The organism is Caldanaerobacter sp., assembly GCF_049701115.1.
Lineage (GTDB): Bacteria > Bacillota > Thermoanaerobacteria > Thermoanaerobacterales > Thermoanaerobacteraceae > Thermoanaerobacter.
The window spans coordinates 20,620-35,248 of sequence record NZ_JBNATX010000022.1 but is presented as its reverse complement, the minus strand read 5'-3'; the positions used below and the strand labels follow the sequence as shown (position 1 = coordinate 35,248).

The window sequence follows — 14,629 nt, the reverse complement described above, 5'->3', positions numbered from 1 at the left end:
AACAAGTCGCATTTACACACAAAATGCCACTTCTTTATTTTGTCAACAGTCTGAGAGAGTACCAGACGTACTCTCTTTAAGGTTTTTTTTGCATGTATTCAGATTCGCTGCCAGCCATACCCTGCTGACCGCCTTGTGCAGGAGGAGAACCATATATGCTGATGCCTCTAGCCATGGCTGATTCTGCAAAGTGAACCATTCTTCTTAACATTTGTCCCCCTACTTTTCCGCAGTCTCTACTGCTTATGTGTCCCCAGTAATCTTCAGATCCTTGCTTTACAGGTAAACCTAATTCTGAAGCTATTTCGTATTTCATGTTATCCAGAGCCTTGTGAGATTCTGGTACCATTTTTGGCCTGTCATTCCAGCTTCCTCTTGCCATTTTGAACCCTCCTTTTAAAATTAATTTGTGTACATCTTGGGGAAATATACTTTGAAAAAAGTTTAAAAAATGTAAAATATATATTTGAGGTTTCTTCTATGATTCTTGACTTCATGTATTGACAGGTGAAAAGGTTTTTGATAAAATAGAAACAAACAACCAAAACGTTTTGGGAAAGGTGAAGGAGATGGCTGTAACAATAAAAGACATAGCAAAAAAAGCAGGAGTTTCCATAACCACTGTTTCTCGAGCATTGAACGGGTACCCGGATGTAAGCGAAGAAACTCGAGAAAAGATAAAAAAAATCGCTGAAGAATTAAATTATACTCCTAATTCTATTGCAAGAGGGCTTGTAACTAACAAGACCCAGACAATAGGTATGATTGTATCAGAACTCATAAAACCGGGAGTATATCATCCATTTTTTCTTGAAGTACTTGCAGGAATAAAAGCAGGGCTAAAAAAGGACAGATATGACCTTATACTTTTTACTGTGGACCCAGAGAGTCAAGATGCCACTTCTTATGAAAAACTTTGCAATGACAGGAAAGTGGAAGGGGCAATTGTAGAAGGGTTGAGATTAAGCGACCCTTACATTGAAGAGATAAAAGGGACACAGATTCCTACAGTTTTAATTGACATACCGATTTTGACAGATAAAGTTGGATATGTAAGTTCAGATAATGTTCAGGCGGCTTTTGAAGCCACTAGTTATCTTATTAAATTAGGACACAAAAACATAGGATTTATAAACGGTCATAAAGATGCGGCTGTTAGTTTTGAAAGATTGGAAGGATATAAAAAAGCTCTTGAAAAAAATGATATCCCTTACAGAGAAGAGTATGTGATTTTTGCTGATTTCACACAAGAAGGCGGTTATAATGCCTTTAAAACCCTGATTTTTGAACATCCTGAAATAACTGCAATTTTTCACGCTTCTGATTTAATGGCAATGGGGTCCTACAGGGCGGCAAAGGATTTGGGAATGAGGATACCGGAGGATATCTCTTTGGTAGGATTTGATGATATAGAACTTGCATCACTTATCACGCCGGCATTGACGACTATAAGGCAGGATACTTTTAAGATGGGATATACTGCTGCAAAACATTTGCTTGCAATTATAAGAGGAGAAAAGCCTCAACATATAGTTATTCCCCATAAACTTGTAATTAGAGATTCTGCAAGGAAATTGTGATATTTTTTTAAAAGTCATCCAAAACGTTTCGGATAAAATCTTTGCCAGATGTCAGGAGGTATGCAAGTGATAAAAAAAGTAGAAGAATTGATGAGTGATGCTAAATGGCTTGTTTTTCAAGAAGAGTACAATAACAAACTCAATGGCAAATATGAGACGCTTTTTACTCTTACAAATGGATACATGGGAATAAGAGGAACATTTGAAGAGGGAAGCGAAGGAGAAAGGCCGGGAAGTTTTATTGCAGGTATTTTTAACAGAGGAGAAGCGCAAGTTAGGGAGCTGGTAAATGTACAGAACTGGATGAGGTTGAAAATATATATAGAAGGGGAAGAGATAAGGCTTGATAGGTGTGAGTTGCTAGAATTTCAAAGGATACTAGACATGAAAAAAGGTGTTCTGTTTAGGAAAACAGTGGTGAAGGACGATAAAGGTCGCGTTACAAAAATTGAGGGGTACAGATTTGTAAGCAGAAGCAATAGACATCGTTCAGCTATCAGGTTTTTTATAACTCCTTTGAATTATGAGGGTGTAATAGGAGTAGAAAATCTCATAGAAGGAACTGTCTTAAATTCAGCTATACATCCTAAATACAGAGTGAAACATTTGAAAGTAGTTAAAAACGAGAGCATATGTAAAAGTGGAATTTACCTTGAAACTGCTACTACTGATGAAAACAAGCGTATAGCAGTTGGAAGCACCTTGAGGATTTATAATTTAGAAGATATAAATAGAGAAAATATTGCTTTCTTTAGAAGATTTATCCCCTTAGGAGAAAACAGTGCGGAGTATCTGGAGTTTAAAGGAGAAAGAGAGAAAACAGTTGTAGTAGACAAGTTTGCTGTGACTTACACTTCAAGAGATGTTGAAAAGGATTTGTTGAAAAATGCTGTTGAAAATGACTTGTTTGATTTTGTATCTAGAGGGTTTGATGAAGAGTTGGAAAAGCATATTGCAGAGTACGACAAGCTCTGGTCTGTTGCAGATATAACCATTGAAGGGGATGAAGAAGCTGATATAGCATTAAGGTTTAATATTTTCCATCTCATGAGCTCTGTAAATGAGAAGGACCCTTGGGTAAGTATTGGTGCAAAGGGGCTTCATGGAGAAGGCTATAAAGGGCATGTCTTTTGGGATACAGAAATATTTATGCTGCCATTTTTCATATACGTATACCCTGAAGCTGCAAGGACTCTTTTGATGTACAGATACAATATGCTTGATGCTGCGAGGAGAAATGCGGCGCTAAATGGCTATAAAGGAGCGCAGTATCCGTGGGAGTCAGCAGACACAGGAATGGAGGAAACTCCTAAATGGGGTTTTGATTATAAAGGAAATCCTGTGAGGATATGGACAGGAGATTTGGAGCATCATATAACTGCTGACGTGGCGTTTGCGGTTTGGGAGTATTTCAGGGCCACAAATGACATTGATTTTATGTTGAATTTTGGAGCAGAAATTATTCTTGAAACGGCTAGATTCTGGGCTTCTCGGTGTGAATATGTAGAGGAACTGAACAGGTACGAGATAAACAATGTAATAGGCCCTGACGAATTTCACGAACACGTTAATAACAATGCCTACACTAATTATTTTGCGAAGTGGAATATTAAAAAAGGGTTGGAAATGCTCAATTTTCTAAAAGAAAATTACCCTGATTATTACTATGCCATTACTCATAAAATTTCCTTGACTCCTGAAGAAGTAGAAAAGTGGAAAGAAGTAGAAAGAAAGATATATATACCATACGATAAGGAAAAGAAACTTATTGAGCAGTTTGAAGGGTATTTTGAGAAAAAGGACTATGTCATTGAAAAGTTTGATGAAAATAATATGCCAGTATGGCCTGAAGGGGTAGATGTTACAAAACTGGGTGATACACAGCTTATTAAGCAAGCAGATGTTGTTATGTTGATGCTTTTGATGCCAGAAGAATTTGATGAGGAGACGAAGAGAATCAATTACGAGTATTACGAAAAAAGGACTATGCACAAATCTTCTTTAAGCCCCAGTATGTACGCTATTATGGGATTAAAAGTAGGAGACCATAGAAACGCCTATCAATCCTTTATAAGAAGTGCCAAAGTAGACCTTGCAGATAACCAAGGTAACGCAGTGGAAGGTATTCACGCTGCTTCTTGTGGTGGCACCTGGCAGGTAGCTGTTTTTGGATTTGGGGGCCTAGAGATTGACAGAGAAGGAGTATTAAATATAAATCCATGGCTTCCTGAAAAGTGGGAAAAACTATCTTATAAAATATTCTGGAAAGGCAGTTTGCTTGAAGTAACAGTTGCTAAAGAAGAAGTCTCAGTAAAAAAATTGAAAGGCAGAGAAACTGTAAAGATAAAAGTAAAAGGGAAAGAAATGGCATTATAAGGTACAAGCAGGAGTTTGTTTCCTGCTGTACCTTTGAAAATAAAAATTAAAGGGGGGATAAGTGGAGAAAAAGGTGGATTTTAAAGTGCCTTCAAATGAATATTTTAATACAAAACTTTGAAAGGGGAAAGAGGGTAATGGGTAGAAAATTTTTGAGCATTTTTGTGTTGACAGTTTTTGTGCTGGCTACTATTTTGGCAGGGTGTTCTTCAAGTAAGACACCGGAGAGTCAGACACCTACTCAAGAAACTAGTAAACCAGTGACAATAAAACTTGGAATGTGGTCTTCATCTCCTGCAGAGAAAAAGATTGTAGATGACCAGATAGCAAAGTTTAAAGAAAAGTACCCCAATATAGATGTGCAGATAGAAACAATAGTGGGAGATTACATGCAGAAATTGCAGACAGAACTTGCCTCAAATACTGCTCCAGACATATTCTATCTTGACAGCATGCCGGCACCTCAGCTTATGTCTTCAGGTGTTTTAGAGCCACTAGATGAATACATTAAAAAATACAATGTGGATGTAAATGATTTCGAACCTGCTTTACTTTCGGCCTTCCAGTGGGAAGGGAAAACCTATGGATTACCCAAGGATTATAACACTTTGGTACTTTTCTACAATAAGGATATGTTCAAAGAAGCAGGAATAAATGAGCCTCCCAAGACATGGGAAGAGCTAAGAGAAACAGCCAAGAAACTTACTAAAAATGGAGTAAAAGGTATTGTCTTGTCTGCTGACCTGGCTAGATTTGACGCTTTTATCAATCAAAATGATGGTTCTGTTTACAAAGACGGGAAAGTTACTTTGAATTTACCACAGAATGCAGAAGCGCTTGACTTTTACGTAGGGCTCATTATAAGGGACAAAGTGGCGGATACTCCGCAGAACATGGGAGAAGGATGGAATGGCGATGCTTTTGCCGCTAAGAAGGCTGCAATGGCAATAGAAGGAGGATGGATGATACCTTTCTTAAAGGAGAAAGCACCAGATTTGAATTATGGCATAGCAGAGCTTCCGGCAGGTAAGAAGAAATCTACTATGGCTTTCACTGTGGCATACGTGATGAATAAAAACAGCAAGCACAAAGATGAAGCCTTCAAACTAATTGAGTTTTTAACAGGAAAAGAAGGACAGCAATTTGTAGTAGACTCTGGACTTGCGTTGCCTTCAAGGAAGTCAATGGAAGCCAATTTTAAAGAAAAATATCCAGAAAGAGCACCTTTTATCGATGGAGCTTCCTACGCAGTGCCATGGCAGTTTGGTTTGTATGGTACAAAATTGGTAGATGCTGCTAATAAAGCGTGTGAGGCTTTGATAATGAAGCAAATAGGCAGTGCTCAAGAAGCGCTGGACAATGCTCAGAAAGAGGTCATGCAGTCTAAATAATTTTGTGAAAAGCAGCACCTTACTCAGTTAAGGTGCTGCGCTTCTGATTTTTATGAGGAAGGAAGGTGTAAAAGTGGAGGCTAGAATTAGCTTAAAAAGAAAGTATATTTACGAGGCACTGACAGGATATATCTTTGTTCTTCCATTTATTGCTTCCATATCTATTTTCTTAATAGGTCCCTTAATTTACGCTTTTATAATAAGCTTTAAAGAGTTTTCTTTTTTAAACCCTGCTGCCAGCAAATGGGTGGGACTTGCTAATTATATAAACTTGTTCAGTGACCCTACGTTTAAAAAAGCACTTTTGAACACCACTCTTTATTCATTAGGCGTCGTTCCTACGCAATTAATAATAGCCTTAATATTAGCATTAATTGTTAATTCCGACATAAAAGGTAAGACTTTTTTCAGGGTGGCTTATTATATACCCACAATTACCTCAATGGTGGCAGTTTCTGTGATATTTTTGTATTTGTTTAAGACTGATGGGCTGGTTAATATGATTTTAGCTAAATTTGGAATACAAGGTCCAACCTGGTTTAATGATGTGAGGTTTGCGCTACCATCAATTATGATGATGGCCGTATGGTCATCAGTTGGAAATTACATGGTAATTTTTCTTGCCGGACTACAAGATATACCAGCTGAGCTTTATGAGGCTGCGGAAGTGGATGGGGCTAATAAGCTGCAGAAGTTTTTCAATATCACACTGCCAATGCTAAGACCTGTGGTATTTTTTAACCTGGTAATTTCATTAATAGGAACTTTTCAAGTTTTTGATCAGGCATATGTGGTATCAAGGGGTACAGGAGGACCTTTGGACGCTACGATGACAATGGTTTTGTATATTTACAGGACTGGTTTTAGAGATTTTAATATGGGATATGCGTCTGCTATGGCCTTTGTATTATTCGTGATAATACTGATTTTGACTCTTATTCAAAGAATGTTCTTTAAGGAAGAAACCTATTGAGGAGGTGCTTTGAGTGCAAAGGATTTTGAAAATTTTATTCTATATGGTGTTGATAGGATACGCAGCAATCACACTTGGACCTTTTATATGGTCTATAATAACTTCTCTAAAGCCTACTAGTGAATTGAACACTTTTGCTGTGAATATAAAGCACTTGACTCTGGACAATTACAAAATGATAATAACAAAATTTCCATTTTTGAGATGGTTTATAAACAGTGCTATTGTTGCAGCAATTGTTACTTTTGGAAATATGCTTTTTAATTCAATGGCTGGATATGCTCTTGCAAGGATAAATTTTCCTGGAAGAAACTTTTTGTTTTTGCTAGTTCTAGCTCTTATGATGATACCAGGTCAAGTTGTGATGGTACCCACATACATTCTTCTCAGCAAATTAGGCTGGGTAAATACCTATATGGGACTTACAATTCCTTTTTTAACCAGTAATTTTGGAATATTTTTAATGAGACAATTTTTTCTGACAATACCAAGGGAATTGGAAGAAGCTGCTACCATTGATGGAATGTCTAGATTTGGAATTTTCTTTAAAATAGTTTTGCCTTTGGCAAAACCTGCACTGGCTACTCAGTTTATCTTCATGTTTACTGGCAATTGGAATAGTTTTTTGTGGCCTAGCCTCTTGACATCCAGTGACGACATGTATACACTACCTGTAGGTCTCAATTCATTTTATGGTCAATATTACCAATTTTGGAATCAGGTCATGGCAGGAGCAATACTTTTGACATTGCCGACTATAGTAATATTCCTCATATTCCAGAGATATTTTGTTAGAGGTATTGCAACAACAGGATTAAAGTAATTTACAGAGGAGGATGAAAATGTCAAAATATGAGGCAGTTATTTTTGACCTGGATGGAGTGATAACAGATACAGCAAGGTATCACTACCTTGCATGGAAGAAACTCGCTGATGAGCTGGGGATATATTTTGATGAAGTTATAAATGAGAGGTTAAAGGGAGTAAGCAGGTTAGAGTCTTTGGAGATAATTCTAGAGAGGAGCCAAAAACAATATTCCCAAGATGAAAAGGAGTATCTTGCAAATAAGAAGAATGAATACTACAAAGAGATGATTAAAAAGATTACTCCAGAGGATTTGCTTCCAGGGGTAGAAAAGTTTATTGAGGAACTTAAAAAAAGAGGAATTAAGACGGCAATTGCATCAGTTAGCAAGAATGCCTTTACTGTAGTGGAAAATTTGAAGATAAAAGACAAATTTGACTATATTGTGGATGCCAATGAAATAAAGCGCGGCAAACCTGATCCGGAGATATTTTTAAATGCAGCAGAACATCTTGGAATTTCTCCTGAAAAATGTATAGGAATAGAAGACTCTGCAGCAGGTATCACTGCTATAAAAAGGGCAGGGATGTTTGCGGTTGGAGTAGGCAATCCTGAGACGGTAAAAGAGGCGGATTTGATTTTAAAAGATATGACAGAGGCAGGTAAGATATTGGAACTACTGGATTAAATTCCCCTTTTAAAAAGGGGAATAATTTTTTATAAATTCCTCTTGAAATTTTGTGAAGATGATAATATAATATAACTGTAAGCGGTTACAGTAAATCTGGAAAAGGGTGTTAAGATGGCGACAATAGATGATGTAGCAAAATTAGCAGGGGTTTCAATTGCAACAGTATCGAGGGTATTCAACAACAGTCCCTGGGTAAGTGAAAAAACTAGGGAAAAAGTTTTAAAAGCAGCAGAAGAGCTGGGGTATAAGCCCAGCATGCCAGCGAGAAGCCTGGCGATGAAAAAGACAAATACTATTGGTTTGATTGTGCCAGATATATCAAACCCTTATTATGCAGAGGTTGTGAGGGGTATCGAAGACGTTTGCAATATTTACAAGTATAACATTATACTTTGCAACGCAGATAATAAAAGAGAAAAAGAGTTTCAATATATAGATATGTTGAAAAACAGGTGGGTAGATGGCGTAATATTTCACTGCGATTATTTTTCAGAGGAGCATTACGAGGTTTTTAAAAACAGTAATTTAAAAGTGGTCTTGGCAGGCAGGACTACAAAATTTGATGTCCCTTATGTTGGAATTGACAATTTTAAAGCGGCTTATGATGCGGTAAATTACTTAATTTCACTTGGCCATAAAAGGATAGGTATTATTCACGGACCTTTAGATGATATGAAGGAAACTATTGATAGTGTAGACAGGCTTAACGGCTATAAACAAGCTCTCATCGACAACGGTTTGCCGATTTATGATGAACTTGTGAAGGAGGCAAACTTCAAGTATAAAGGCGGATATAGCGCTGCTATGGAAATGCTAAAGGGAAATGTTAGGCCTACTGCTATTTTTGCAATAAGCGATATCATGGCTATGGGGGCTATAAATGCTGTGTTTGATAAAGGGCTTTCCTGCCCGGAGGATGTTTCTGTAATTGGATTTGACAATATTGATTTGTCGGAAGCTACAAGGCCTCCGCTTACGACTGTATCTCAGCCGATGTATGAGATAGGAGCTATTGCAGCAAGGATGCTTATAAAAATTATAAATGGTGAGAATTTGGAGAGTTCTCAAGTTATATTGAAACACAAATTGGTTTTGAGAAATTCTGTAATTCCTTTAAGGAGTTGAATTTCTTTTATTTTTAAAACTGTAAGCGCTTTCAATATCAAGCATATCAAATGAGTTAAGAAGGAAAGGAGTAGTAATGAATGACTGTGACTGAATTTGTAAAGAAGTACAAATTGGAGATTGCCATGGTACTTCCTCTTATTCTTTACATTCTTGGTTTCACGATTTTGCCAATAATGGAGACGATAACTTTAAGTTTTCAGGACCAGTACACAAAGGCTTTTACTTTAGCCAATTATAAAGAGATAATTGGAAAGACAGAGTTTAAGCAGGCTTTTTTTAACACAGTAGCTCTTACATTTATAAGTCTTACTCTGGAGATGACAGCAGGGCTTGTGATCGCTTTAATTTTGCGGAGGAATTTTAGGGGTAAGGGGCTTTTGCGCTCTTTAATGCTGGTGCCAATGGGGGTACCTACTTTGGTCTCTGGAGTTGCCATGACTTATATTTTTGGTTTAAATGGATATTTCAATGAACTTCTAGAAAAATTACAATTGATTAAGATTCCTGTTGATTGGGCAAGTGGTGGCTTTAAGACTCTTTTGATGGTTTCTGTTGCTGATATGTGGAAAGTTACTCCCCTTGTTATTTTACTTCTTCTTGCTGGTTTAGAAAGCATTCCGGAGGAAGTATATGAAGCTTCAAATATAGATGGAGCTACGGCATGGCAGACTTTTAGATATGTGACCTTACCTCTTTTGAAACCATCGATTACCATGGCCTTGATTTTAAGGGCGATAGATGCTTTTAGAATATTTGAACTGGTACTTGTACTTGCAGGGCGTGCAACCCCTGTTATTTCGACTTTTGCATACGATGAGTATAATAACTATGCTAATGCCCATACTTCTGCTGCAGCTTCAACTATACTGCTCCTTATAATAGTAGTATTCATATTAAGTTATTTGAGGATTGTGGGGACTAAGGAGGAACAGAGATGAGAAAAGTGGATATAAGTGAGAAGATTTCAAATACGCTATATATACCCATTGCGATAATAGCTGCTTTGCTCATGATTATACCCGTATATATACTTTTTATGACTTCTTTTGCAGTTCCTGCTGATATACTAAAACCTCATCCTGACTTTTTTGTTACACGTTTTACTCTAGAACACTGGAGAGATGTGTTTGCTTCAGGAAATATATGGCCGCCTTTTCAAAAGAGCTTTGTAGTTGCTACTATGACTACAGTAATTGCAATTTTAATAGCTGCTCCAGCTGCCTATGTGATAGCGAGGCTTCCATCAAAAATAAAGTACGCAGTAGTGCTGTCCTTGTTTTTTACTAGAATGTTTCCGGATGTAGGAATAGCACTTCCAATTGCAGTTGAGTTTATAAAACTAAACTTAATGGATACTTATACAGGACTTGTTATGGCTCACTTAATAGTAAATCTTCCTTTTGCAGCTTGGATACTGGTGGGCACTTTTGAGACTATTCCAAAGGATTTGGAAGAGGCTGCTTTGGTTGATGGGACGAGTAAATTGACGGCACTGATGAGAATCATAATGCCAATAGCCTTGCCAGGCATTGCTGTCACAGCCATATTTGTGTGGTTAAATTCTTGGAACGAATTTACTTATGCTCTTTATTTAAGCATTTCTCAAAGGACGTTGCCACTTCAGACTTATTATTATGTACAGAGGGGAGGAATATTTGATTCTGCAACCTATGCAGCAATCTTGACTTTACCTGTGATGCTGGTTACTTTCTTCCTGCAGAAATACATGAAGAGCGGTTATTTATCGGGAGCTGTGAAGGGTTAAGCTTGAAAGTACCTCAATAGTAGGTACTTCAAGATAAATCAAAGTCTTGAGGAGGTTGTAAAAATATGAGTAAATTTTATGTTAAACTTGTGTCTTTGCTGGTGATTGTGGCTCTCATTGGAAGCGTAATTGCTGGGTGTGGAGGAGGCGCTTCTCAATCAGAAGCCAGGAAAAAGGTGCTCAAGGTTTCAATGGGACTTGGAGAAGATGAGTGGAAAGTAATGAAAGAAGATATTTTCCCGCCTTTTGAGCAGAAATATGGGGTAAAAATTGAGCCTCTTCAAATTGAAGCAGGAGACCTCATTAAAAAGTTGGATGCTATGCATAAGGCAAATGCAATGGACATAGACATTATTACCCAAGACAATATGCAACTGGCTCCTTTAGTGGCAAAAGGGCTTGTGGAAGATCTTTCTCAGTACAGAAATATGATACCAAAGGAAGTTATACCGAGTCTTATACCGGTAGGCGAATTTAACGGAAAACTTTATTTCATGCCTTATAGGCCCAATGTTGAGATAGCTTTTTACAATGTAGACAAATTCAAGGAGTATAACCTGCCGCTACCCAAAAATTGGGACGAACTCTTAGAGGTTGCTAAAACTTTCTATGAAAAAGAGGGCATAGGAAGAGTAATAATCAAGGAAAATTTGGGACCAGACAGCACCGTTCAGATGTTTGACCTCATAAGGTCTGCAGGAGGAGACCCACTTGTATTAAATGATGAAGGGTCAGTAAAAGCCTTTGAATTTTTAAAGAAGATTCAGCCATATCTTTCACCGGATTCAAAGAAAGCAGACTGGAACACTCCGGTGGAGTATCTTGCAAAAGATACAGTATATCTTGTTGAGAACTGGCCTTACACGGCTAATGTTTTAGTGGAAAAATATGGTAAGAAAAATATACTTGCATATCATGGATGGGCAGGGCCTGTTAAAGAGTCTCACGTTTTGGGTGGAGAGGTTATAGGTATTCCAACTGGTTCGCCTAATAAAGAGATGGCCATAAAATTTATGGAGTATCTCATGAGCAAGGAAGTTCAGGAAAAACTCGTAGCTAAATTAGGATGGCCTTCCATGAGAAGCGATGCTTACGGAAAGGTTGCTGATTGGCAGAAACCTTACTTTGAAGCTATAAATGAGGCTTTAAAATATGCTGAACCAAGGCCCAATGTTGTGTACTGGGCTGATGTGGATAAGGCTATAAATGGAGCGTTAAGGGAAATAATATTCGAAGACAAGCCGATAAAACCAACACTTGATAAATATCACAATATGATAGAAGAAGCTAAAAAAGCTGCAGAAAGCAAGTAAAAGTATTTTAAATTTGAGTCGGAAACGGCTTTGTTTCCGACTCAAATTTTGAATAAAGTAAGAGTGGAGGATGGATATGGTGAAAAAGACGAAGAAACCCATTTACCCTTTTGAAGATTGGACAATAAGGGAGACAGAGTTTAGCATAGAAACAAACTATAGAAGTGAGACGATTTTTGCTCAAGCGAATGGATATATAGGAATGAGAGGAAATTTTGAAGAAGGGTATTCGGGACCTGACGGTACTTCCTTAAAAGGGACTTATATTAATGGGTTTTATGAAATACACGATATCGTCTACCCTGAAGGGGGATATGGTTTTGCGAAAACAGGGCAGACCATGTTAAATGTGGCTGACAGCAAAATAATAGAGTTATACGTAGGAGAAGAGAAATTTGACCTTTTAAAAGGTAAAATTCACTTTTATGAAAGAGTACTTGATATGAAAAAAGGCTGGGTAGAAAGAAAGATAAAATGGGAGTCACCTTCAGGAAAGATTGTAAATGTAAAAATAAAGAGGATTGTTTCATTGCAAAGACAACATTTAGCAGTAATCTCTTTTTCTGTAGAACCTGTTAATTTTACGGGCGATATAAAATTTGTATCTGCCATTAATGGAGATGTGAGGAACATTACTGAGAGCGAAGATGTAAGAGTGGGTTCAAATCTGAAGGGGAGAGTTTTAGAGACTGTTGAAAGAGGAGCAAATGACTTTGAGGGATGGATTTCTCAAAAAACACAAAGGAGCAACCTTTCATATACTTGCGCAATGAAAAATGAACTCGTTGGGACAGAAAAATATGAGGTTTTGAACAACGTAAAAGAAGATAGGGTAGAGGTTGCAGTAGCTTTTAAAGCTGAGAAGAACAAAGTATATATTCTTAATAAATTTATATCTTATTATACCTCAAAAGATTGCGACAAAAGTGAAACAATGAAATTGGCCTTAGAAGAAGTGAGAAGAGCACAAGAAGATGGATTTTGCAAAATAGAAAAAGAGCAGGAAGAATTTTTGCAATCTTTTTGGGAAGATGCCGATGTAGTAATAGAAGGAGATAAGGCTCTGCAGCAGGGTATAAGATTTAATATGTTTCACCTTTTGCAGTCTGTCGGTAGAGACGGAAAAACTAATATTGCAGCAAAGGGACTTACTGGGGAAGGGTATGAAGGCCATTACTTTTGGGATTCTGACATTTATATACTGCCTTTTTTCCTTTACACAAAGCCAGAAATTGCAAAAGCTTTAATAATGTATAGATATAACCTCTTAGATGCTGCGAGAAATAGGGCTAAAGAGTTGGGGCATAAAGGAGCTTTATATCCCTGGAGGACAATTGATGGACCTGAATGTTCTGCATACTTTCCTGCTGGAACTGCTCAATATCACATAAATGCTGATATAGTTTATGCTTTAAAAAGGTATGTGGAAGCTACGAATGATTTGGATTTTCTCTATGACTACGGCTGTGAAATAGTATTTGAAACTGCAAGGTTTTGGGAAGATTTAGGAGCGTATATTCCTCTTAAAGGAAATAAATTCTGTATAAACACTGTCACTGGTCCTGATGAGTATACGGCATTGGTTGATAATAACGCATATACAAATTATATGGCAAAAATGAATTTGGAATACGCCTATGATATTGCAAACAAAATGAAAAAGGAAGTGCCTGAAAAGTATCAAAAGGTCGCTTCAAAACTAAATCTAAAAGATGAAGAGATTGCTTCGTGGAAAAGGGCAGCTGACAATATGTACCTTCCGTACTCGGAAGAGCTTGATATTATACCACAGGATGACAGTTTTTTGTATAAAGAGAGGATAACAGTAAATGAAATACCAGAAGACCAATTTCCGTTATTGCTTCATTGGCACTACCTCAACATTTACAGGTATCAGATCTGCAAACAGCCTGATGTGTTGCTTTTGATGTTTTTACAGAGAGAAAAATTTACTATAGAACAGCTTAAAAAGAATTTTGACTATTATGAACCTATTACTACTCACGACTCGTCCCTATCGCCAGCAATATTTAGTATACTTGCCAATGAAATAGGGTATACTGACAAAGCTTATAAATACTTTATGCTGACTGCAAGGATGGATTTAGATGATTACAATGACAATGTAAAAGATGGGATTCATGCTGCAGCAATGGCAGGGTCCTGGAGTGCCGTGGTAAATGGTTTTGGAGGAATGAGGGTTTACACAGATGAACTGCACTTTACTCCAAGATTGCCCGAGGGGTGGAAGATGCTCTCTTTTAATGTAAAGTACAAAGGAAGAAAGATAAATGTAAAAGTAACTCATGAAGAATCAGTATTTACCCTTTTGGAAGGAGAACCTATAGAAATTTTCTATTTTGACAGAAGTGTGTTAATAAAGTCAGGGGAAAATATACTAAAAGGGTATGAGGAGAAGTGACCTCATACCCTTTTGGTATATTAATACACGCTGCAGAAATATATAAGGAATTTTTATAAAATCTTGTTGAAAAGTTTTTGATAGGTGTGATATAATATAACCCAGATTAGCAGACTCCTTAATATTATTATTTTTTACCCATTATGTATAATTATAAAAAAAGTTGCATATATATTAAAAATATA

At 37.1% G+C, this 14,629-nt stretch carries 12 protein-coding genes; 11 read left to right on the top strand and 1 reads right to left on the bottom strand.

Going from position 1 to position 14,629, the window contains the following annotated elements; translation table 11 throughout:
• Positions 1-76 precede the first annotated feature (76 nt).
• A complete protein-coding gene (locus ACPLVE_RS07565; RefSeq protein WP_424610959.1) occupies positions 77-382 on the bottom strand; it encodes a small, acid-soluble spore protein, alpha/beta type in 306 nt (101 codons plus the stop codon).
• A gap of 187 nt (positions 383-569) precedes the next feature.
• On the opposite strand from ACPLVE_RS07565, the gene ACPLVE_RS07560 reads away from it, so the two are divergent.
• The 11 genes from ACPLVE_RS07560 to ACPLVE_RS07510 all read left to right on the top strand — a co-directional run bounded on the left by ACPLVE_RS07560 (position 570) and on the right by ACPLVE_RS07510 (position 14,444).
• The gene (locus ACPLVE_RS07560; protein WP_170269958.1) at positions 570-1,580 is read left to right on the top strand and encodes a LacI family DNA-binding transcriptional regulator; all 1,011 of its coding nucleotides are present in this window, start codon (positions 570-572) and stop codon (positions 1,578-1,580) included.
• 60 nt (positions 1,581-1,640) lie between these two features.
• Complete coding sequence (locus ACPLVE_RS07555; protein WP_424610958.1) at positions 1,641-3,956, top strand: glycoside hydrolase family 65 protein; 2,316 nt, start codon at positions 1,641-1,643, stop codon at positions 3,954-3,956.
• Positions 3,957-4,093: 137 nt separating this feature from the next.
• On the top strand, positions 4,094-5,347 hold the full coding sequence (locus tag ACPLVE_RS07550; RefSeq protein ID WP_424610957.1) for an ABC transporter substrate-binding protein: 1,254 nt from the start codon (positions 4,094-4,096) through the stop codon (positions 5,345-5,347).
• A 52-nt stretch (positions 5,348-5,399) separates the two neighbouring features.
• On the top strand, positions 5,400-6,320 hold the full coding sequence (locus ACPLVE_RS07545; RefSeq protein ID WP_009610160.1) for a carbohydrate ABC transporter permease: 921 nt from the start codon (positions 5,400-5,402) through the stop codon (positions 6,318-6,320).
• Positions 6,321-6,363: 43 nt separating this feature from the next.
• The gene (locus ACPLVE_RS07540; protein ID WP_407636725.1) at positions 6,364-7,143 is read left to right on the top strand and encodes a carbohydrate ABC transporter permease; all 780 of its coding nucleotides are present in this window, start codon (positions 6,364-6,366) and stop codon (positions 7,141-7,143) included.
• Between the two features lie 19 nt (positions 7,144-7,162).
• Complete coding sequence (gene pgmB, locus ACPLVE_RS07535; RefSeq protein ID WP_011025196.1) at positions 7,163-7,813, top strand: beta-phosphoglucomutase; 651 nt, start codon at positions 7,163-7,165, stop codon at positions 7,811-7,813.
• A gap of 114 nt (positions 7,814-7,927) precedes the next feature.
• Positions 7,928-8,941 carry a LacI family DNA-binding transcriptional regulator gene (locus ACPLVE_RS07530; RefSeq protein WP_011025197.1) on the top strand — a complete coding sequence of 338 codons (1,014 nt, stop codon included), beginning with the start codon at positions 7,928-7,930 and terminating at the stop codon, positions 8,939-8,941.
• Positions 8,942-9,021: 80 nt separating this feature from the next.
• Positions 9,022-9,882 (top strand): carbohydrate ABC transporter permease, encoded by an 861-nt coding sequence (locus ACPLVE_RS07525; RefSeq protein ID WP_424610956.1) that lies wholly within the window; start codon positions 9,022-9,024, stop codon positions 9,880-9,882.
• Entirely contained in the window at positions 9,879-10,709 is an 831-nt protein-coding gene (locus tag ACPLVE_RS07520; RefSeq protein WP_424610955.1) for a carbohydrate ABC transporter permease, read from the top strand. The genes ACPLVE_RS07525 and ACPLVE_RS07520 overlap by 4 nt, the downstream gene beginning before the upstream one ends.
• Positions 10,710-10,774: 65 nt before the next feature.
• Positions 10,775-12,022 (top strand): ABC transporter substrate-binding protein, encoded by a 1,248-nt coding sequence (locus ACPLVE_RS07515; RefSeq protein WP_424610954.1) that lies wholly within the window; start codon positions 10,775-10,777, stop codon positions 12,020-12,022.
• A gap of 76 nt (positions 12,023-12,098) precedes the next feature.
• Positions 12,099-14,444: a glycoside hydrolase family 65 protein gene (locus tag ACPLVE_RS07510; protein WP_424610953.1), complete on the top strand. Its 2,346-nt coding sequence runs from the start codon at positions 12,099-12,101 to the stop codon at positions 14,442-14,444.
• Positions 14,445-14,629: the final 185 nt, after the last annotated feature.